This is a genomic window from Fontimonas sp. SYSU GA230001 (assembly GCF_040066175.1).
In the GTDB taxonomy this organism is placed as follows: Bacteria; Pseudomonadota; Gammaproteobacteria; order Nevskiales; family Nevskiaceae; genus Solimonas.
Genome location: NZ_JBEAAM010000008.1, coordinates 94,328 through 113,552, shown reverse-complemented (window position 1 = coordinate 113,552; position 19,225 = coordinate 94,328). Strand labels below are relative to the sequence as shown.

Genomic DNA, 19,225 nt, shown 5'->3' with positions numbered 1-19,225 from the left:
GAACTGATTCCGGTCAATGGCGCGCTGCCCCGCAGCGCGGCGTTTGACGGGGATCAATGCCCATGGCACGGATCGGCGTCAGGCTGGCCGGCATTCTCAGAGGAGCGCGCAGCGATGAGTCAGTACCAGAGGATACTCGTGATCGCCGATCCGGCGATGCGGCGCACGCCGGCGATCGAACGTGCGGCGCGGCTGGCCAAGGCCACCGGCGCCGAACTGCACCTGTGCCTGTTCGATTACCACGCGACGATCGCCGCGGTCGGCAGTGTCTCCGAGGAGGTCATGGCGCTGGCCAAGACCGGCTTCCTGCGCGAACGCGAGGAGTGGCTGGACGATCAGGCCCGCCTGCTCGCCGACGACGGTCTGCGCGTGCAGACCGACGTGATCTGGGGCCGGCCGATCCACGAGAAGATCCTCGGCAAGGTCATCGAGATCGCACCCGATCTCGTCGTCAAGGACGTGCACCGTGAACCCGCGCTCAAGCGCCTGCTGTACACGCCGCTCGACTGGCAGCTGATGCGGCTGTGCCCGGCTCCCCTGCTGCTGGTCAACGCACAGGCGCACCCGCTGCCGCGGCGCGTGATCGCCGCGGTCGATACCGGGGCGATGGGTGCCGACGCCGACGCCCTCAACGACCGCATCGTCCATGCCGCGCTGCAGCTGGCGCTGCAATGCGACGCCAGCCTGCACCTCGCGCATGCCTTCGACGGCCTGGCGACCGTGGCGATGGTCGATCCGCACGGCGACGGCCAGCTGATCGGCGAGGCCTACGAAACCCTGCGCCGGCTGCGCCGCGAGCACTTCGACACCTTCGCCGCGCGCCACGGCGTCGCCGAGGAACGCAAGCATTTCCTCGACGGTCCGGCGCCGGACGCACTCGCCGACCTGGCCCAGTTCGCCGATGCCGATGTCGTCGCCGTCGGCACCGTGTACCGCGAGGGTCTCGAACGCCTGGTCGTCGGCAGCAGCGCCGAACGCATCCTGCAGCGCCTGAACTGCGACGTGCTGGTGGTCAAGCCGGTCGGCTTCGTGCATGCCCTGTCGAAGCATCTGGGCGTGCCCGAGGAACTGCTGCCGCCGGCCGGCGCCTGAGCCGCGGATGCGGCACACCGGCATTCTGGCGCTGCTGGTCGGCGGCGCCGCGCTGGCCGCGTTCGCGGCGCGTCAATGGATCGTTCCGCCCTTGCTGGACGTGGTGCAACCGACACGCGGCCCCGCGGTCGAGGCGGTCTATGCGACCGGCCAGGTCGAGCCGACGCTGGAGATCCGCATCGCGCCGCGCGTCGCCGGTCGCCTCGTCGAACTGCTCGCCGACGAGGGCGACACGGTTGCCAAGGGCCAGCTGCTCGCCCGGCTGGAGGACCAGGACCTGCAGGCGAGCGCGGCCGAACTGGCGGCGCGCAGCGACTACGCCGCCGCGGCCTACCGGCGCGCGCTCGACCTGCGCCGCAGCGGCGCCGTGTCGCAGGACAGCGTGGACCGCGCGCGCGCCGAACGCGACGCCGCCGACGCTGCGCTGCGGCGCGCGCGCGAGCAGCTCGGCTACATGCGCCTGCTCGCCCCCGAGAACGGCCAGATCATCCGCCGTGACGGCGAGATCGGCGAGTTCATCGCCGTCAACCAGACGCTGTTCCACATGGCCGGCGTGGCGCCGCTGCGCATCACCGCGGAGGTCGATGAGGAAGATATCCCGCGCGTGCATCCGGGGCTGCCGGCGCTGATCCGCGCGGATGCCTTCGCCGATCGCGTGTTCCACGGCACGGTGGAACAGGTCACGCCGCGCGGCGACGCCGTCGCGCGCAGCTACCGCGTGCGCATCGCGCTGGCGGCCGACACGCCGCTGCGCATCGGCATGACGGCCGAAACCAACATCGTGCTCGCCGAACGCCAGGATGCCCTGCTGGTGCCGACGTCGGCGCTGATCGACGGCCACGTCTGGGTCGTGGCGGACGGCCACGCACGCCGGCGCACGGTCCGTGCCGGCGTCGTCGGCCCGCAGCGCAGCGAGATCCTCGACGGCCTGAACGGCGACGAATGGCTCGTGCTGTCGCCGCCGGAGGACCTCGCCGACGGTCGCCGCATCCGCACGCGACAGGCCGCCGCCGCGGCGCCGTGATCCCGTGAACCTGTACGCGGACATCGCCCTCAGCCACCTGAGCAGCCGGCGGCGCCAGACCGTCGCGTCGCTGGCCGGCGTCGTCGTCGGCGTCGCCTTCTTCCTCGCCGTGTCGTCGCTGATGCGCGGCTCCGAGCGCGACTTCATCCGACGCCTGGTCGATACCGCCCCGCACATCACCGTGTCCGACGAGTTCCGCACGGCACGCACGCAGCCGGCGGTACTCGCCTATCCGCAGGGCGCGGTGCACATCGCGCGCGTCAAGCCGCCGGTGGACCGCCGCGGCATCCGCCAGTACGCGCAGCGCCTCGCCCTGATCGACGCACTGCCGGACCTGCGCGCGGCGCCGGTGCTGGTCGGCCAGGTGATCCTGAGTTTCGGCGGACGCGACGAGGCCGTCTCGCTGACCGGCATCGAGCCGGCGCGCATGGCCGGCGTCAGCACCATCGACGAGGACATCGTCGCCGGCTCGCTCAAGGCGCTCGACATCGACCCGAACGGCATCCTCGTCGGGCGCACGCTGGCCGACGAGCTGAGCCTGGGCATGAACGACACGCTGTCGGTGGTCGCACCGGGCGGTGCGGTGCGCACGCTGCGCATCGTCGGCCTGTTCGACACCGGCAACGTCAACTACGACCGGCGCCAGACCTTCGCGCGCCTCAAGCGCGTGCAGGCCCTGCTCAACCGGCCCGATGCCGCCAACTCGATCATCGTCAAGCTCGACGACCCGTATCGCGCGCGCGAGGTCGCGACGCACATCGAGAAGGCGATCGGCTACAAGTCGGTGTCCTGGCAGGAAGCCAGCCAGAACATCCTCAACACGCTGATGGTGCGCAACATCATCATGTACAGCGTGATCTCGGCGATCCTGGTGGTCGCGTCGTTCGGCATCTACACGGTGATCTCGACGGTGGTAATGGAACGCACGCGCGACATCGCCATCCTCAAGTCCATGGGCTTCCATGCCGCCGACATCCGCCGCATCTTCGTCATCGAAGGCATCGTCATCGGCCTGCTCGGCAGCCTGCTCGGCTGCGTCGGCGGCAGCGCGCTGATGTGGGTCGCGCAGCAGACCCAGGTCACCGTGCCGGGACAAGCCACGCCGGTGAACCTGCCGATCTACTGGGGCGCGGACCAGTTCGCGCTGTCGGCGTTCTTCGCGCTGCTCTCGGCGGTCGCCGCGTCCTATCTGCCGGCGCGCAAGGGCGGCGCGGTGCAGCCGGTCGATATCCTTCGCGGCGCCGCATGAGCGAAACCCTGCTCGTCGCCGAAGGCCTGACGCGCGTGCTCGCCGGCGAGGTGCCGGTGACCCTGGTGGCCGACGTCGATCTGCGCATCGGCGCCGGCGAGTTCGTCGTCATCCGCGGCCCGTCCGGCTCCGGCAAGTCCTCCCTGCTCTACCTGCTCGGCCTGCTCGACCGCCCGACGTCCGGGCGCCTGCTGCTCGACGGCGAGGACACCAGCACCTACGACGAGGACCAGCTGGCCGGTGCGCGCCTGCGCAAGCTCGGCTTCGTGTTCCAGTTCCACTTCCTGCTGCCCGACTTCAGCAACCTCGACAACGTGCTGATGCCGATGCGCCGTCTCGGCCGGCTCGACCGCGACGCCCAGCACGAGCGCGCCCTCGGCCTGCTGCGCGACCTGGGGCTGGCCGGCCACGAGCGCAAGCGTCCGTCGCAGCTGTCCGGCGGCCAGCGCCAGCGCGTCGCCATCGCCCGTGCGCTGGCCAACGAGCCGGTGCTGCTGCTCGCCGACGAGCCCACCGGCGCGCTGGACACGAAAGCCAGCGCCAACGTGCGCGACATCCTGCGCGAACTCGCCCACGACCGCCGCTGCGGCATCATCGCCGTCTCGCACGACCCGGACTTCGCCAGCGCCGCCGACCGCCACGTCGAACTGCTCGACGGCCGTATCGTCGCCTGAACGCTCAGGCGGCTCAGGCGGCCCCGGCGCGCGCCGCCTGCGCATCGACGACGGTCAGGGCGGTCATGTTGACGATGCGGCGCACCGTCGTCGAAGCGGTGAGGATGTGCGCGGGACGCGCACAGCCGAGCAGGATCGGGCCGATGGCGACGTTGTTGCCGGCGGCGGTCTTGAGCAGGTTGTAGGCGATGTTGGCGGCGTCGAGGTCGGGCAGCACCAGCAGGTTGGCGCTGCCGGTCAGCGTGCTGTCCGGCAGGATGCTGCGGCGCAGGGACTCGTCGAGCGCGCAGTCGCCGTGCATCTCGCCGTCGATCTCCAGCTCCGGTGCGCGTTCGCGCACCAGGCGCAGCACCTCGCGCATCTTCTGCGCGGACGGTGCATCGGAGCTGCCGAAGTTGGAATGGGACAGCAGCGCGGCGCGCGGCACCAGGCCGAAGCGGCGGATCTCCTCGGCGGCCATCAGCGTGATCTCGGCCAGCTCCACGGCGCTCGGCTCCAGGTTGACGTGGGTATCGACCAGGAACACCTGGCGGCCGGGCAGGATCAGCGCGTTCATCGCCGCATAGACGCTGCAGCCGGGCCGGCGGCCGAGCACGCGGTCGATGTAGCGCAGGTGGCGCGCGGTGTGGCTGACGGTGCCGCAGATCAGGCCGTCGGCCTCGTTCTTGGCGACGAGCAGCGCGGCGATCAGCGTCGTGCGCCGGCGCAGTTCGAGCTTGGCGAACTGCTCGGTGACACCGCGGCGCTTCATCAGCTCGTGGTAGGCGCGCCAGTACTCGCCGTAGCGCGGGTCGGACTCCGGGTTAACGATGCCGTAGTGCTCGCCTTCGCGCAGGCGCAGGCCGTAGCGCTGGATGCGGCTCTCGATCACCGCCGGGCGGCCGACCAGCGTCGGCCGGGCGATGCCCTCATCGACGATGATCTGCACCGCGCGCAGCACGCGCTCCTCCTCGCCCTCGGCGAAGACGATGCGTTTGTGCGCATCCGGCGCGCTGCGCGCCAGCGCAATGATCGGCTTCATCATCGTGCCGCTGTGGTGCACGAACTGCTGCAGCTTCTGCTCGTAGGCGTCGAAGTCGGCGATCGGCCGCGTCGCCACGCCCGACACCATCGCCGCGCGCGCGACCGCCGGCGCGATCTTGACGATCAGGCGCGGGTCGAAGGGCTTGGGAATCAGGTAGTCGGGACCGAAGCTCAGCGACTCGATGCCGTAGGCGCTGGCGACGACATCGCTCTGCTCGCGCCGCGCCAGATCCGCGATCGCCCGCACCGCGGCGATCTCCATCTCGCGCGTGATCGTCGTCGCGCCGACATCGAGTGCGCCGCGGAACATGAACGGAAAGCAGAGAACGTTGTTGACCTGGTTCGGGTAATCGGAGCGACCGGTGGCGATGATCGCGTCGGGCCGCGCCGCCCGGGCGTCTTCCGGCAGGATCTCCGGCACGGGGTTGGCCAGCGCGAGGATCAGCGGCCGGTCGGCCATGCGCAGGACCATCTCCGGCTTGAGCGCGCCGGCCGCCGACAGGCCGAGGAAGACGTCGGCGCCGGCGATGATCTCGTCGAGCGTGCGTGCGCTGGTCTTCTGTGCGTAGTGCGCCTTGTTGGCATCCATGCCGGCGGTCCGGCCTTCATGGACGACGCCGTTGCGGTCGGCGAGCCAGACGTGCTCCTTGCGCAGGCCCAGGTCGATCAGCAGTTCGACGCAGGCCAGCGCCGCGGCGCCGGCACCGCTGACCACCAGCTTGACGTCGCCGATCGCCTTGCCGACCACCGACAGGCCGTTGAGCACCGCCGCACCGACGATGATCGCGGTGCCGTGCTGGTCGTCGTGGAACACCGGGATCTTCATGCGACTGCGCAGCTGCTTCTCGATGTAGAAGCATTCCGGCGCCTTGATATCCTCGAGGTTGATGCCGCCGAAGGTCGGCTCCAGCGCCGCGATCACCTCGATCAACCGGTCGGGATCGGGCTCGTTGATCTCGATGTCGAATACGTCGATGCCGGCGAACTTCTTGAACAGCACGCCCTTGCCTTCCATCACCGGCTTGGCGGCCAGCGGGCCGATGTTGCCCAGGCCCAGAACCGCGGTGCCGTTGGAAATGACCGCGACGAGATTGCCGCGCGAGGTGTAGCGGTAGGCGTTGAGCGGATCGGCGACGATCTCCTCGCAGGCTGCCGCGACGCCCGGCGAGTAGGCCAGCGCCAGGTCGCGCTGCGTCACCAGCTGCTTGGTCGGGGCGATCGAGATCTTTCCCGGTGTCGGATGCTCGTGATAGGCGAGCGCCGCGTCGCGCAGGTTTTCACGCGCTTCGCCGGAGAGGGAACTGTCCTGGCTCATGGACGGGTCAACGGTCGGGGAACGGGCGACCATCCTCGCACGACTGCCGTCACGGCGGCAGCCGCCATGGCGCGCCGGTTCTACACCGCGTTCGACGCCGGCCGGTCCGGTGCCGGGCCCGTCGGCCGCGTGTAGGCATCGAAGGTCTGTGCGACGCGCCGGATCAGCAGCCGGCCGGCCGGCGACACGCGGATGTGGCGCGCGTCGCGGGCCACCAGCCCGTCCTGCGCAAGCCGGTCGAGATCGCGCAGTTCCTCGGCGAAGTGCGTCTCGAAATCGATATGGTGCGTGCGCTCCACCGCGGCGATATCGACCGCGCCGCGGCACATCAGATCCTCGATCACGCCGCGGCGCAGTTCGTCCTCGTCGGTCAGGCGCAGCCCGCGCACCACCGGCAGATGCCCGGCGTCGATCGCCTGCGCATAGGCCTTCATGTCCTTGCTGTTCTGGCTGTAGCAGCCGCCGATGTGGCTGATCGCGCTCATGCCCAGCGCCAGCAGGTCGCAGCCGCCCTGCGTCGAATAGCCCTGGAAATTGCGCTGCAGCGTGCCGTCCGCGAGCGCCTTCGCCAGCTCGTCGTCCGGTCGTGCGAAGTGGTCCATGCCGATATAGACGTAGCCGGCACCGGTCAGGCGATCGATCGACAGCTGCAGCAGCTCCAGCCGCGTTTCCGGCGTCGGTAGGTCGGCGAGCGCGATGCGGCGCTGCGCGCGGAACAGCTGCGGCATGTGCGCGTATGCGTACACGGCGATACGGTCGGGCCCCGCCTCGGCGACCTGGTCGAGCGTGCGCGCGAACGACGCCGGCGTCTGCCGCGGCAGGCCGTAGATCAGATCCAGCGACACCGACGCGAAACCGGCGCTGCGCGCCTGATCGATCGCGCGCCAGGTCTGCCAGGCCGGCTGCACGCGGTGGATCGCCTCCTGCACCGCCGGGTCGAAATCCTGCACGCCGAAGCTGACGCGGTTGAAGCCCAGCGCGGCGAGCATCGGCATCGTCTCGTCGTCGAGCGTACGCGGATCGATCTCGATCGAGTACTCGCGCCGTGGCGAATTGCTGAGGCCGAAATGCCGGTCGAGCGCACCCATGATGCGGCCGAACTGGCCGGCGTCCAGCGTCGTCGGCGTACCGCCGCCGAAGTGCAGCTGCACGATCTCGCGGCGGCGGCCGAACAACTGCGCCTGCAGGCCGATCTCGACGATCAGACGGCGCACGTAGGCCTCGATGACCTCCGGCTGGCGTGTGATCACGCGCGTGCAGCCACAGTAGTAGCAGGGGCTGCTGCAGAACGGCACATGCAGGTACACCGACAGAGGCGCCGCAGGCGCAGCGTCGTCGCGCTCCGCGATCACCCGGCGCAGGTCGGGTTCGCCGAACTGCGGCGTGAACTGCAGGGCGGTCGGATAGGACGTGTAGCGGGGCGCCGGCCCGCCGTAACGGCGGATCAGTTCGGGCGCAAAGACAACGCCGGCAGGCATCGAAAAACTTCCTCGACCAAGATCGGCGCCAGCCTGCGGTGAGCCGGCCGCCGCGGCATTGACCGAGGTCAATGGCTTGATTCCACGGATGGAATCGACTTGTTCCCGCCGTGGCGCGTCCGTACAATGCGCGGCCTTGTCTGCCGAGCGGCGGTTGCAGCGCGCCCCTTGCCGGCAGGTTCCGGCCCGGCAGGGCCTGCATGAGGAGACTTCGCATCGCTTCTGAACGTGAGGACCGGCGCAACTATCAGATCACCGCGCCACGCGTACGCGTCATCGCCGATGACGGCACCCAGCTAGGCATTCTTCCGACCCGCGAAGCCCTGCAGAGGGCCGAGGATGCGGGCTTGGACCTCGTCGAGGTCTCGCCCAACGCCGAACCGCCGGTCTGCAAGATCATGGATTACGGCAAGTTCCTGTACCAGAAGGACAAGGCCGCCCAGATCGCAAAGAAGAAGCAGAAGCAGATCCAGGTCAAGGAAATCAAGTTCCGCCCGACCACCGAGGAGGCGGACTACCAGACCAAGTTCCGCTCCATCACGCGCTTTCTCGAGGACGGTGACAAGGTCAAGGTGGTCGTGCGCTTCCGCGGCCGCGAACTGGCGCACCAGGAACTCGGCATGGAGGTGATGAACCGCCTGCGCGAGGAACTGGGCGACACGGTCGCCGTCGAGCAGTTCCCGAAGATGGAAGGCCGCCAGTCGGTGATGGTCATCGCCCCGAAGCGGAAATAGTTCCCGCTTCGGGGTTCCCGGTTGCGCGCAGCCGCCCCGGTCCCGTCAGCGGAAAACTTGAAACTTCCGGCCGGAACCGCCAGAATCGCGCCCCTTCTGCGTCCCCGCAGATCGAAGGAAGTCCCCGCCCGCGTGGCAGGGCCCGGTCAGCTCCCTGGCAAGGATGCGCAGCCGGCAATCGACCCAATAAAGGAGTCCAGACAAATGCCGAAGATGAAAACCGTGAAAAGCGCGGCCAAGCGCTTTGCCAAGACCGGCAAAGGCGGCTTCAAGCGCTCCCACTCGCACAAGCGCCACATCCTGACCAAGAAGTCGGGCAAGCGCATCCGTCAGCTGCGCGGCGAAGCCCAGGTGCATCCGTCGGATCACCGCGAAGTTCGCATCATGCTGCCCTACGCCTAAGCGAGAGGAGAACGAACCATGGCACGCGTCAAGAGAGGTGTCACCGCCCGCGCCAAGCACAAGAAGGTGCTGAAGAAGGCCAAGGGCTATTACGGCGCCAAGTCGCGCCAGTTCCGCTCCGCCAAGGAGCAGGTCATCAAGTCGGGCCAGTACGCCTACCGCGACCGCCGCGTGAAGAAGCGCGAGTTCCGTGCGCTGTGGATCATCCGCATCGGCGCCGCGGCCAAGGAACTGGGGCTGTCGTACAGTCGATTTATCAACGGGCTCGCCAAGGCCGGCGTCGCCCTCGACCGCAAGGTCCTCGCGGACCTCGCGGTGCACGACAAGGCGGCGTTCAGCGCCCTGGTGGCCCAGGCGAAAGCCCAGCTCGGCGCCGCCTAAGTCCGCCCAAGTCGTCATTGGTTGCACTGGACAAGGGGAACGGCGTTGCGCCGTTCCCCTTTTTATTTGCGCAGAACATCGTCATGACCCAGGAATTCGACGCACTGCTGGACCAGGCCCGACGCGACGTCACCGCGGCGGCCGACGCGCGCGCGCTCGACGCGCTGCGCGTCGAGCTGCTCGGCAAGAAGGGCCGCATCACCGAACTGCTCAAGCGGCTGGGCACGTTGCAGGGCGAGGAGCGCAAGGCTTACGGCGAGCGCGTCAACACGCTCAAGGAAGCCGTCGCCGCGGCGATCGAATCGCGCGCCGCAGCGCTCGCCGAGCAGGAACTGCATGCCCGCCTGCAATCGGAAGCCATCGACGTCACCCTGCCCGGGCGCGGTGAACCCACCGGCGGCCTGCACCCGATCACGCGCACGATCCAGCGCATCTGCAACCTGTTCGGCGAACTGGGCTTCGAAACCGTCGAAGGTCCGGAAGTGGAAGACGACTTCCACAACTTCAACGCGCTCAACATCCCCGAAGCGCACCCGGCGCGCGCGATGCAGGACACGTTCTACGTGATGAATGGCGCGCGCCTGCTGCGCACGCACACCTCGCCGGTGCAGATCCGCACGATGCAGGCGCGCAAGCCGCCGATCCGCATCATCTGCCCGGGGCGCGTCTATCGCTGCGACTCGGATCGCACGCACAGCCCGATGTTCCATCAGGTCGAGGGCCTGTACGTCGCCGAGAGAGTGACCTTCGCCGACCTCAAGTACGACCTGCACACCTTCTTGTCGCGCTTCTTCGAGCGCGATGTCGAAGCACTGTTCCGGCCGTCGTACTTCCCCTTCGTCGAACCCGGCGCCGACGTGCACATGCGCTGGGCGCAGGCGGATGGCTCGTCGCGCTGGCTGGAGCTGCTCGGCTGCGGCATGGTCCATCCGAAGGTCTTCGAGGCCGTCGGCATCGATCCGGAGCGCTACACGGGCTATGCGTTCGGCATGGGGGTCGAGCGCATGGCGATGCTGCGCTACGGCGTCGATGATCTGCGCCTGTTCTTCAACAACGATCTGCGTTTCCTGGAGCAGTTCAAGTGAAACTCAGCGAAAACTGGCTGCGCGAGTGGGTCAATCCGCAGGCCACCATCCACGAGATCGCCGAGCGCCTGGTGATGGGCGGCCTGGAGCTGGAGATCGAGCCGGCGGTGGACACGCTGCCGCAGGGCGTCGTCGTCGGCCGCATCGTCGCCGCCGAGAAGCATCCGCAGGCCGACCGCCTGCAGGTGTGCCGCGTCGATGTCGGCAGCGGCGAGCCGCTGCAGATCGTCTGCGGCGCACCCAATGCGCGCGTCGGCCTGCACGCACCCTGCGCGACCGTCGGTGCGGTGCTGCCGGGCGGCATGCAGATCGGCCACGCCAAACTGCGCGGCGTCGAGTCCTCCGGCATGCTGTGCTCGGCCAAGGAACTGGCGCTGTCGGACAAGTCGGAGGGTCTGCTCGAACTCGACGCCACCAGCAAGCCGGGCCAGCCGATCACCGACTATCTGAACCTGCAGGATCACATCCTCAATCTGGAAATCACGCCGAATCGAGGCGACTGCCTGTCGGTGCTCGGGCTGGCGCGCGACATCTCGGCGCTGTACGGCGTCAACATCAAGCGGCCAAACCTGCCGCCGGCGATCGTCGTCGGTCACCAGCAGGTCAAGGTCGAGATCGACGATCTTGCCACCTGCACGAGCTACGCCGGGCGCGTGATCTCCAAGCTCAATCCCAAGGCACGCACGCCGGACTGGATGCGCGAGCGCCTGCGCCGCAGCGGCATCCGCAGCATCCACCCACTGGTGGACATCACCAACTACGTGATGCTCGAACTCGGTCAGCCGCTGCACGCCTTCGACCGCGCCAGGCTGCTCGGCAGCGTGCGCGTGCGCCGCGCGCGCAGCGGCGAGACGCTGAAGATGCTGACCGGCGACACCATCGAGCTGCATCGCGGCGAGCTGCTGATCACCGACGACAACGGTCCGCTGGCGCTGGCCGGCGTGATGGGCGGCTTCGACTCCGGCGTCACCGAATCCACCACGACCGTGTTTCTCGAATCGGCCTGCTTCGCGCCGGCCGCGGTGTCCGGCACCGCGCGCCGCCACAAGCTCACCTCGGACGCCGCGTACCGCTTCGAGCGCGGCGTCGATCCGGCGTTGCAGCGCAGCGCACTGGAACGCGCCACCCAGCTGGTCGTCGAGATCTGCGGCGGCGAGGTGCATCCGATCACCCAGGTCGGCCGCACGCAGACCGAACCGATCACGGTGCGCCTGCGTCACGCGCGCCTGGTGCAGCTGCTCGGCCACGAGATCCCGGCGCGCGAAGTCGAGGCGCTGCTCGGACGCCTGGGCATCACGATGCGCAACGAGATCGGCGACAGCTGGGTGTGCCGCATCCCCAGCCATCGCTACGACCTGCGCCTGGAAGCCGACCTGATCGAGGAAGCCGCGCGCCTGTACGGTTACGACCGCATTCCCGCCAAACCCTATCTCGCGGCGCTGGCACCGGCGCGCGCGCCGGAATCGCAGCGTTCGCTGTCCAGCCTGCGCGACACCCTGGTCGCACGCGGCTGGCAGGAGGCGGTGTCGCTGGCCTTCGTCGATCCACGCTTGCAGACGGTGCTCGATCCGCAGGCCAGCCCCGTCCCGGTGGACAACCCGATCGCCGACACGCAGTCGGTGATGCGCACGACGCTGTGGTCCGGCCTGATTCCGGCGTGGACCTACAACCGCCAGCGTCAGGCCGAGCGCCTGCGGCTGTTCGAGGTGGGCGTGTGTTTCGCCCTCGCCGGGACCGAGGTCGTCGAGACGACGCGCATCGCCGGCTTGGCCGCCGGTGCTGCCGCGACCGAACAATGGGGCAAGAAGGATCGGCCGGCCGATTTCTACGATCTCAAGGCCGACGTCGCGGCATTGCTGGGCGCAGCCGCCGAGGAGTACCGCTTCGAGGCCGCGCCGCACCCGGCCCTGCACCCGGGCCGCAGCGCGCGCATCCTGCGCAATGGCACGCCGGCCGGCTGGATCGGCGAACTGCACCCGCAGACGGTGCGCGCACTGGATCTGCCGCTGGCGCCGCTGCTGTTCGAACTCGACTGGCCGGCGCTGCGCGCGGGACGCCTACCGCGTGCGCAGGCGCTGTCGGAGTTCCCGTCCGCGCGGCGCGACATCGCCGTCGTCGTCGCCGAGACGGTCGAGGCGCAGACGCTGCTCGACTGCGCACGCCGCGCCGGTGGCAATGTATTGCAGAAAGTCCTGGTATTCGACATCTACCGCGGCGAAGCCGTAGGAAAAGCTTGCAAAAGCGTTGCTTTAGGGTTGATTTTCAATGACTATTCGCGCACGCTAACCGTCGAAGAAATCGATGCGGCCACGACTTCCGTGACCGAGGCGCTGGCCAGGGAGGTCGGCGCTCAGATCCGACAGTGAGGACGCAAAAAAGGGGGCCGGTGTGGCGCTGACGAAGGCGGAATTGGCGGAAGCCTTGTTCGACGAGCTGGGACTGAACAAGCGCGAGGCCAAGGAGTTCGTGGACCTCTTCTTCGAGGAGATCCGCGGTCGCCTGGAATCCGGGGATGAGGTCAAGCTGTCCGGCTTCGGCAACTTCGAGCTGCGCTCCAAGAACCAGCGACCTGGCCGCAATCCCAAGACCGGCGAGGAAATCCCGATCTCCGCGCGCCGCGTCGTCACCTTCCGGCCCGGACAGAAGCTGCGCCTGAGAGTGGAGACCGATGTCACCCGCAGATAACAAGGCGCAGGCGCGGCCGTTGCTCGCGGAACTTCCGGAGATTCCGCGCAAGCGCTACTTCGCGATCGGCGAAGTCAGCGACTTGTGCGACGTCAAGCCGCATGTGCTGCGCTACTGGGAGCAGGAGTTTCCGCAGCTGCGGCCGGTCAAGCGTCGCGGCAACCGCCGCTATTACCAGCAGGAAGACGTCCTGATGGTGCGCCGCATCCGCAGCCTGCTGTACGAACAGGGCTTCACGATCGGCGGCGCGCGCCAGCGCCTCAAGGATCTGGCCAAGCACGGCGGCCCCGCAAACGAACTGCCCAAGCCGTCCGCGCCGGCGTCGCCGCGGCATCGTGCCGAAGAGATCCGCGAGCTGCGTGGCGAGCTGGAATCGCTGCTGCGGCTGTTTCCCGAATAGCGCTGCCCGCGCTTTTATTGCACCCCGGGCTCCGCTACACTGCGCGCCCCCACGCCGTATCTCTCATCAATCGGGGCGTAGCGCAGCCTGGTAGCGCACTACCTTGGGGTGGTAGTGGTCGGAGGTTCAAATCCTCTCGCCCCGACCAATTTCAAACAGCTCTCCACGCGGGCGTTCGGATTCCGGCCCTCGGCGTTGCCGAGGGCGTTCGCCGGCGTGAATGTCCACCGGACATTCACGACAAAGCCCGTCACATCGGACGGGCTTCTGCGTTGACGCGTGGCTCAGGCCGTGAGCATGGCGTACAGCTGATCTTTCAGGCGCACGCGCTTCATCTTCACGCCCTCGACATAGGCGTCCGAAGGCGTCTCGATCTCTTCCTCGATGCGGCGCACTTCACGATCGACGTCGTGGTACTCGGCGAAGAGCCTGGCGAAATGGGCGTCATGGGTCTTGAGTTCGTGGATCTTCTCGCGCAGTTCGGGAAACTCGCCCACGAAGTCGTGCTTTTCGATCGTCATCGTTGATCCTGAAAAAGGTGGCTTGCCCGCGCTGCGTCTGTGGAGCGCGGCAACGCGCGCATCATCACCGCGGCACAGCGCGCCGGCGTTGATCCGGATCAAGCCTGGACAGCACGCCGATCCGGGATCAATCTGTCGGCCCGGCGCCGCGGGTCATGCCATGGAGATCGTCACGATGGCTTTGCTGATCAGTTCCGCTGCATTCACGGCTGGCGGCCCTATCCCCGCGCGCCATACCTGTGACGGCGGCGACCTGTCACCCCCCTTGCAGTGGAGCGGTGCCCCGGCGGCGACCCAGAGTTTCGTGCTGATCGTCGATGATCCCGACGCCCCCGACCCTGCGGCGCCGAAGATGACCTGGGTGCACTGGCTGCTCTACAACCTGCCGGCGACCAGCAGCGGCCTGCCGGAAGGCGTGCACACCGCCGCACTGCCGCCGGGCACGCGCGAGGGCCTCAACGACTGGCAGCGCAGCGGCTACGGCGGCCCCTGCCCGCCGGTCGGCCGGCACCGTTACTTCTTCAAGCTCTACGCCCTCGACACCGAACTGCCCGACCTCGGACGTCCGGACAAGCGCAGGCTCGAAGCCGCGATGCAGGGACATGTACTCGCACAGACGCAGTTGATCGGCACGTATCAGCGCGGGCGCTGAGACGCCGCGTTCAGCGGAATCCGATCGAGAAGTCGTGCCCCCACTGGCTCACCGCCGTGGCCTCGAACACGCTGTGCGTCTCCCAGTCGATGATCGCACCGCCGTAGCCGTACTCCAGCGCGAAGTTCGACGGCGTAAGCATGTAGAACGAGATCACCTGGTCGTTGACGTGGCGACCGAGCGTCGCCATCAGTTTCACGCCGTGCCTGAGCATGCGGTCGTAGGCGCGGCCGACTTCGTCCATCGACGGCACTTCCACTCATAGGCAACGACTGGAAGGAAGTGTTCCAGGGCTACAACAACGCGATGGCCGGACCCGAGGTCGCGCAGCGCGCCGTTGAGCGCACAGCGACCCAGCTCGGTGCGGCTCACGGCCGCCGCCGCGTCGCTGCCCGCGATGTCCGGTGGACGGCTGCTGCCGCAGGCGGCGAGGGCCAGGCTCGCGGCGAGCCACAGCGAAAGACAAGGAACCTTCATGCGGACACCCATCGGAAAAACCGTGCGCGGGTCATACCGCGATCGCCGCACGCGCGACGAGTGCATCGAACGCCGCGGCGGCCGGCAGCGTGCCGTAGTTGAGACCGTGCTCGCCGCCCAGCCGCGTCGCACAGAACGTGTCGGCGACACCGGCCTCGCCGGCGCGCAGCAACACGCTGGCCTGCAGCGCCAGCGCGACGCGCTCGACGACCATGCGCGAACGCAGCTCCAGCGTCGTGACGTCGTCGAAGGCGGTCGAGAGCCAGGCGATCTCGCGGTCGAGTTCGGCGTTCGCGCCCTTGGCCGCGAGCAGCTCGGCGAACAGGGCCTCGCGCGTCTCCGGCTCCTTGCTCAGCGCGCGCAGCACGTCCAGGCACTGGATGTTGCCGCTGCCCTCCCAGATCGAGTTCAGCGGCGCCTGCCGGTACAGCCGCGGCAGATTGGTTTCCTCGACGTAGCCGGCGCCGCCCAGGCACTCCTGCGCCTCGTTGACGAAGGCCGGCGCGCGCTTGCAGATCCAGTACTTGCCAACCGCCGTGGCGATGCGCGCGAAGGCCGCCTGCGCCGCATCGCGCGGCGCGGCATCGACGGCGCGCGCCACGCGCAGCGTCAGCGCGATGCTCGCCTCGGAATCCAGCGCCAGATCGGCCAGCACGTTCTTCATCAGCGGCTGTTCGACCAGGCGCTTGCCGAAGGCCTTGCGGTGCTGCGCATGGTGGATGGCCTGCACGAGGGCCTGACGCATCAGCGCGCTCGACCCGATCATGCAGTCCAGGCGCGTGAGCGCGACCATTTCCAGAATCGTCGCGACGCCACGGCCTTCTGCGCCGACACGCTGCGCATACGCACCGTGGAACTCGACCTCGCTGGACGCATTGGCCCAGTCGCCGAGCTTGTCCTTGAGACGCTGCACGTGAATCGCGTTGCGCGAACCGTCTGGGCGCAGCTTGGGCATCAGGAAGCAGGTCAGACCCGCGTCGGTGTAGGCCAGCACCAGCCAGGCATCGCACATCGGCGCCGAGAAAAACCATTTGTGACCAACGATCTCGTAGCTGCCGTCGGCCTGAAGGCAGGCCCGCGTCGTGTTCGCGCGCACGTCGGACCCGCCCTGCTTCTCGGTCATGCCCATGCCGATCGTGCAGCCGGTCTTCTGCGCCGCCGGCAGCACGCGCGGGTCGTACTCATACGACGTGATCTTCGGCAGCCAGAACTCGGCCAGCCGCGGTTCGTGGCGCAGCGTCGGCACCGCCGAGTGCGTCATCGTCAGCGGGCAACCCGTTGCCGCTTCGGCCTGTGCGTGCAGGTACGAAAGTGCCGCGCGCGCGACGTGCGCGCCGGGCGTGGCCTCGTTGCGCCATGCGAAGGCATGCACCCCATGCTGCATGCCCAGCTGCATCACCCGGTGATAGCTCGGATGGAACTCGACTTCGTCGATGCGATGGCCGTACCGATCGTAGGCGCGCAGCCTGGGCTTGTTCTCGTTGGCGCTGTAGCCGAGCTCCATCAGCTCGCCGCCGGCCACCGCGCCGAATGCGGCGAGCTGTGCCTCGGCCCAGCCGCCGCCCTCGCGAGCTACCGCCTCGCGCAGCGGCGTGTCGGTGGACCAGGCGTTGTAATGGCCGATCGGTGGCGCCTGGTTGGTGACGTCGTGGGTGACGAAGCGTTCTGCGGTGGTCATGACGCGGCTCGCGGCGGGGTCTCGGTCCGTGGATGCTCGCTCGCCGCCGCGCGGCGGTCAAAGCGCATCAGGAATCCGGGCAGGAACAGCAGGTCGAAGACCAGCGCGATGCCGATGACCATCGCGGTCATCTGACCCATCGTCGCGTTCACGTTGAAGTCGGAGCGGGCCAGGATCATGAAGCCCATCGTCAGCGCCGCGGTCGTCACCAGCAGCGCCGCGCCGACGGTGGAGAAGGCATAGCGGATCGCATCCTCGGTGGACTGGCCGCGTGTGCGCCGCGCGTACAGGTACTTCGAGAAGAAATGGATCGTGTTGTCCACGACGATGCCCAGCGTGATCGAGAACACGCCGGCCGCGGCCAGATTGACCTTGCCATCGACGATGCCCCAGACGCCGAACGCGATCGCCGCCGGGAAGGCATTGGGCAGCAGCGACATCAGGCCGAACTTCACCGAACGCAGCGCCGCGATCAGGGTCAGCGCGATCAGCACCAACGCGATCATCGACCCGCGCAGCATGCTGTAGATGTTGTTCTGGCCGATGTGCGCGAACATCACCGACAGGCTCGACCCGTGCGTGCGAAACTGCGGCACGTTGCGCTCCAGCCAGTCCGCGGCACGGCGCTCGAACTCGATCAGTTCGCGCGACGCGACGTTGGAGATGCTCACCGACAGGCGCGTCGCCGACTTGTCGAAGTTGATCGAGTCGTTCAGATCCAGACCCTGCGGCAGCGACAGCTCGTAGAGCAGCACGTACTGCGCGATCAGCTCGCGGTCGTCCGGGATCGTGTAATGGGCCGGATCGCCGCCGTGCATGTTGCGGTTCAGGCGCTTGACGACATCGACGAAGCTCGACACGTGGGTGACTTCCGGCTGGCTCTCCAGCCAGGTCTTGAAGGCATCGACGGCCTTCAGGTAGGCCGGCTCGTTGATCCCGCTCGGCCCTTCGGCATTGAGCGAGTAGGTGATGCTGTCCACGCCGGTGAGGTTGTCCTGGACGAAATCGAAGGCCTGGCGGATCTCCAGCGAGGTGTCGAAGTACTCGACCGTGTCGTCGTTGAGCTGATTGCGCGGCATGAAAGCCATCAGCAGCAGCGCGACGGCGGTCGCGCCCAGGAACCAGGCCTGATGGTGGCGCAGGATGCGGTCGGCGAGTCCTGCCAGCGTGAACTGCTGCAGGCGCGTCTCGCGGCCCGCACGCACCGGCAGCCACAGCATCATCGCCGGCAGCATCGTCAGCGTGAACAGCATCGCGCCGAACACGCCGAAGCCGACGACGGTGCCCAGCTCGCGGAACGGCGGCGAGTCGCTGGTGTTGAGCGAAAAGAAGCCGATCGCCGTCGTGAAGCTGGTCAGGAACACCGGCACGATGTTGATCTCCAGCGTGTGCCGCATCGCCTCGACCTTGGGCATGCCACGGCGCAGGTCGTTGAGGTAGTGCACCAGCAGATGCACGCAGTCCGACACCGCGAGCGTCAGGATGATCACCGGCGCCGAGACGTTGATCTGGTTGACCTGGTAGCCGAGCCAGCCGAGCACGCCGACGGTGCCGAGGATGCTGAACAGGATGACCACGCTGGTCGTCAGCACCGATCCCGGTGAGCGCAGGAACACGCCGACCAGGACGATGACGACGACGAACATCAGCGGCACCAGCGCGGCCGCGTCGGCCTCGGCGATTTCGTTGAACGCATGGTTGACGACCACCTGCCCCATCAGGTGGATGTCCAGCTCTGGATAGCGGGTCCGGAACTCGCTGCGCAGACGCCGCGCGGCCTGCATGACCTCCTGGTTCGCCGCCGTGGCCTCGCGGCTGTCGCCCGGCATCTCCAGGCGCACGTTGACCGACGACACGTGCGCGCGCTTCGACAGCAGGCCGCCGACCAGCGCCGGCTCGGCCAGCGCGGTCTTCTCCAGCGCGGCGATGTCGGCGTCGCTCAACGATGCGGGATCGGGCACCAGGTCGTTGACGATCAGTTCATCGCCCTGGGCGACCGAATGCTGGAAGTTGGTGATCGAATCGACGCGGATCGAGCGCGGCATCGTCCACGCGGCCTCGGTCAGCTCGCGCAGCGCCTGCAGCGTCCGCCGCGTGAAGATGCGGCCGTCGCGCGGCGCGACGATGAAGGCGACATTGTCCGCCTTGGTATAGGAATTCTCGATCTCGTCGTGCGCGACCAGGTACGGGTCATCGTCCGAGAAGAAAATGCGGTAGCTGCCCTCGAACCACAGATCGCGGGCACCGGCGACCAGCGCCAGCACCGCGAGGCAGGCCAGCACGAACAAGGCATTGCGGTACCGCACCAGCAGGGCGGCGAGCGTTGCTTCCATGAGATTCCTCGTCGATGAGGTT

General features: G+C 68.1%; 17 protein-coding genes, 1 tRNA gene and 1 pseudogene. 13 read left to right on the top strand and 6 right to left on the bottom strand.

All coding sequences use genetic code 11. The features are described from left to right. Positions 1-114: 114 nt before the first annotated feature. The 4 genes from AAG565_RS05265 to AAG565_RS05250 are packed head-to-tail and all read left to right on the top strand — an operon-like array spanning position 115 to position 4,039. On the top strand, positions 115-1,092 hold the full coding sequence (locus AAG565_RS05265; protein ID WP_348818505.1) for a universal stress protein: 978 nt from the start codon (positions 115-117) through the stop codon (positions 1,090-1,092). A 7-nt stretch (positions 1,093-1,099) separates the two neighbouring features. Beyond that, the gene (locus tag AAG565_RS05260) at positions 1,100-2,116 is read left to right on the top strand and encodes an efflux RND transporter periplasmic adaptor subunit (protein WP_348818504.1); all 1,017 of its coding nucleotides are present in this window, start codon (positions 1,100-1,102) and stop codon (positions 2,114-2,116) included. Between the two features lie 4 nt (positions 2,117-2,120). Further along, on the top strand, positions 2,121-3,365 hold the full coding sequence (locus tag AAG565_RS05255; protein ID WP_348818503.1) for an ABC transporter permease: 1,245 nt from the start codon (positions 2,121-2,123) through the stop codon (positions 3,363-3,365). Further along, positions 3,362-4,039, top strand: a complete 678-nt coding sequence (locus tag AAG565_RS05250) for an ABC transporter ATP-binding protein (protein ID WP_348818502.1) — start codon at positions 3,362-3,364, stop codon at positions 4,037-4,039. Before AAG565_RS05255 ends, AAG565_RS05250 begins: the two co-directional genes overlap by 4 nt. Positions 4,040-4,052: 13 nt before the next feature. Here the strand turns inward: AAG565_RS05250 and AAG565_RS05245 are convergent, their stop codons facing one another. Next, on the bottom strand, positions 4,053-6,377 hold the full coding sequence (locus tag AAG565_RS05245; RefSeq protein ID WP_348818501.1) for an NADP-dependent malic enzyme: 2,325 nt from the start codon (positions 6,375-6,377) through the stop codon (positions 4,053-4,055). Between the two features lie 80 nt (positions 6,378-6,457). Then, positions 6,458-7,855 carry an oxygen-independent coproporphyrinogen III oxidase gene (gene hemN, locus AAG565_RS05240; RefSeq protein WP_348818500.1) on the bottom strand — a complete coding sequence of 466 codons (1,398 nt, stop codon included), beginning with the start codon at positions 7,853-7,855 and terminating at the stop codon, positions 6,458-6,460. Between the two features lie 200 nt (positions 7,856-8,055). Between hemN and infC the strand changes: the two genes are divergently transcribed. The 8 genes from infC to AAG565_RS05200 all read left to right on the top strand — a co-directional run bounded on the left by infC (position 8,056) and on the right by AAG565_RS05200 (position 13,690). Next, positions 8,056-8,589 (top strand): translation initiation factor IF-3, encoded by a 534-nt coding sequence (infC, locus tag AAG565_RS05235; protein ID WP_348818499.1) that lies wholly within the window; start codon positions 8,056-8,058, stop codon positions 8,587-8,589. A gap of 204 nt (positions 8,590-8,793) precedes the next feature. Then, entirely contained in the window at positions 8,794-8,991 is a 198-nt protein-coding gene (gene rpmI / locus AAG565_RS05230; protein WP_348818498.1) for a 50S ribosomal protein L35, read from the top strand. A gap of 18 nt (positions 8,992-9,009) precedes the next feature. Then, the gene (rplT, locus tag AAG565_RS05225; RefSeq protein ID WP_348818497.1) at positions 9,010-9,372 is read left to right on the top strand and encodes a 50S ribosomal protein L20; all 363 of its coding nucleotides are present in this window, start codon (positions 9,010-9,012) and stop codon (positions 9,370-9,372) included. Positions 9,373-9,455: 83 nt separating this feature from the next. Next, positions 9,456-10,457 (top strand): phenylalanine--tRNA ligase subunit alpha, encoded by a 1,002-nt coding sequence (gene pheS / locus AAG565_RS05220; protein WP_348818496.1) that lies wholly within the window; start codon positions 9,456-9,458, stop codon positions 10,455-10,457. Further along, positions 10,454-12,823: a phenylalanine--tRNA ligase subunit beta gene (gene pheT / locus AAG565_RS05215; protein WP_348818495.1), complete on the top strand. Its 2,370-nt coding sequence runs from the start codon at positions 10,454-10,456 to the stop codon at positions 12,821-12,823. Before pheS ends, pheT begins: the two co-directional genes overlap by 4 nt. 22 nt (positions 12,824-12,845) lie before the next feature. Continuing rightward, the gene (locus AAG565_RS05210) at positions 12,846-13,142 is read left to right on the top strand and encodes an integration host factor subunit alpha (RefSeq protein ID WP_348818494.1); all 297 of its coding nucleotides are present in this window, start codon (positions 12,846-12,848) and stop codon (positions 13,140-13,142) included. After that, on the top strand, positions 13,126-13,542 hold the full coding sequence (locus AAG565_RS05205) for a MerR family transcriptional regulator (RefSeq protein ID WP_348818493.1): 417 nt from the start codon (positions 13,126-13,128) through the stop codon (positions 13,540-13,542). The genes AAG565_RS05210 and AAG565_RS05205 overlap by 17 nt, the downstream gene beginning before the upstream one ends. Positions 13,543-13,613: 71 nt before the next feature. Next, positions 13,614-13,690, top strand: a tRNA-Pro gene (locus AAG565_RS05200). A 136-nt stretch (positions 13,691-13,826) separates the two neighbouring features. Here AAG565_RS05200 and AAG565_RS05195 read toward each other — a convergent pair. Beyond that, positions 13,827-14,063, bottom strand: a complete 237-nt coding sequence (locus AAG565_RS05195; RefSeq protein ID WP_348818492.1) for a DUF465 domain-containing protein — start codon at positions 14,061-14,063, stop codon at positions 13,827-13,829. 175 nt (positions 14,064-14,238) lie between these two features. Here AAG565_RS05195 and AAG565_RS05190 point away from each other — a divergent pair, with 175 nt between their 5' ends. Continuing rightward, entirely contained in the window at positions 14,239-14,715 is a 477-nt protein-coding gene (locus AAG565_RS05190; protein ID WP_348818491.1) for a YbhB/YbcL family Raf kinase inhibitor-like protein, read from the top strand. A 10-nt stretch (positions 14,716-14,725) separates the two neighbouring features. On the opposite strand, the pseudogene AAG565_RS05185 reads toward AAG565_RS05190, so the two are convergent. The 3 genes and pseudogenes from AAG565_RS05185 to AAG565_RS05175 all read right to left on the bottom strand — a co-directional run. After that, positions 14,726-14,974 (bottom strand): annotated as a pseudogene (locus AAG565_RS05185) (VOC family protein); the annotation flags it as partial. A 249-nt stretch (positions 14,975-15,223) separates the two neighbouring features. Further along, positions 15,224-16,870 carry an isovaleryl-CoA dehydrogenase gene (locus AAG565_RS05180; RefSeq protein WP_348818490.1) on the bottom strand — a complete coding sequence of 549 codons (1,647 nt, stop codon included), beginning with the start codon at positions 16,868-16,870 and terminating at the stop codon, positions 15,224-15,226. After that, a complete protein-coding gene (locus tag AAG565_RS05175; protein ID WP_348818489.1) occupies positions 16,867-19,203 on the bottom strand; it encodes an MMPL family transporter in 2,337 nt (778 codons plus the stop codon). Before AAG565_RS05175 ends, AAG565_RS05180 begins: the two co-directional genes overlap by 4 nt. Between the last annotated feature and the right edge of the window lie 22 nt (positions 19,204-19,225).

Bases quoted from the DNA above. Each gene is read 5' to 3' on its own strand.
- AAG565_RS05265 (WP_348818505.1), top strand. From the start codon at position 115: ATGAGTCAGTACCAGAGGATACTCGTGATCGCCGATCCGGCGATGCGG.
- AAG565_RS05260 (WP_348818504.1), top strand. From the start codon at position 1,100: ATGCGGCACACCGGCATTCTGGCGCTGCTGGTCGGCGGCGCCGCGCTG.
- AAG565_RS05250 (WP_348818502.1), top strand. From the start codon at position 3,362: ATGAGCGAAACCCTGCTCGTCGCCGAAGGCCTGACGCGCGTGCTCGCC.
- AAG565_RS05245 (WP_348818501.1), bottom strand. From the start codon at position 6,377: ATGAGCCAGGACAGTTCCCTCTCCGGCGAAGCGCGTGAAAACCTGCGC.
- hemN (WP_348818500.1), bottom strand. From the start codon at position 7,855: ATGCCTGCCGGCGTTGTCTTTGCGCCCGAACTGATCCGCCGTTACGGC.
- infC (WP_348818499.1), top strand. From the start codon at position 8,056: ATGAGGAGACTTCGCATCGCTTCTGAACGTGAGGACCGGCGCAACTAT.
- rpmI (WP_348818498.1), top strand. From the start codon at position 8,794: ATGCCGAAGATGAAAACCGTGAAAAGCGCGGCCAAGCGCTTTGCCAAG.
- rplT (WP_348818497.1), top strand. From the start codon at position 9,010: ATGGCACGCGTCAAGAGAGGTGTCACCGCCCGCGCCAAGCACAAGAAG.
- pheS (WP_348818496.1), top strand. From the start codon at position 9,456: ATGACCCAGGAATTCGACGCACTGCTGGACCAGGCCCGACGCGACGTC.
- AAG565_RS05205 (WP_348818493.1), top strand. From the start codon at position 13,126: ATGTCACCCGCAGATAACAAGGCGCAGGCGCGGCCGTTGCTCGCGGAA.
- AAG565_RS05195 (WP_348818492.1), bottom strand. From the start codon at position 14,063: ATGACGATCGAAAAGCACGACTTCGTGGGCGAGTTTCCCGAACTGCGC.
- AAG565_RS05190 (WP_348818491.1), top strand. From the start codon at position 14,239: ATGGCTTTGCTGATCAGTTCCGCTGCATTCACGGCTGGCGGCCCTATC.
- AAG565_RS05180 (WP_348818490.1), bottom strand. From the start codon at position 16,870: ATGACCACCGCAGAACGCTTCGTCACCCACGACGTCACCAACCAGGCG.
- AAG565_RS05175 (WP_348818489.1), bottom strand. From the start codon at position 19,203: ATGGAAGCAACGCTCGCCGCCCTGCTGGTGCGGTACCGCAATGCCTTG.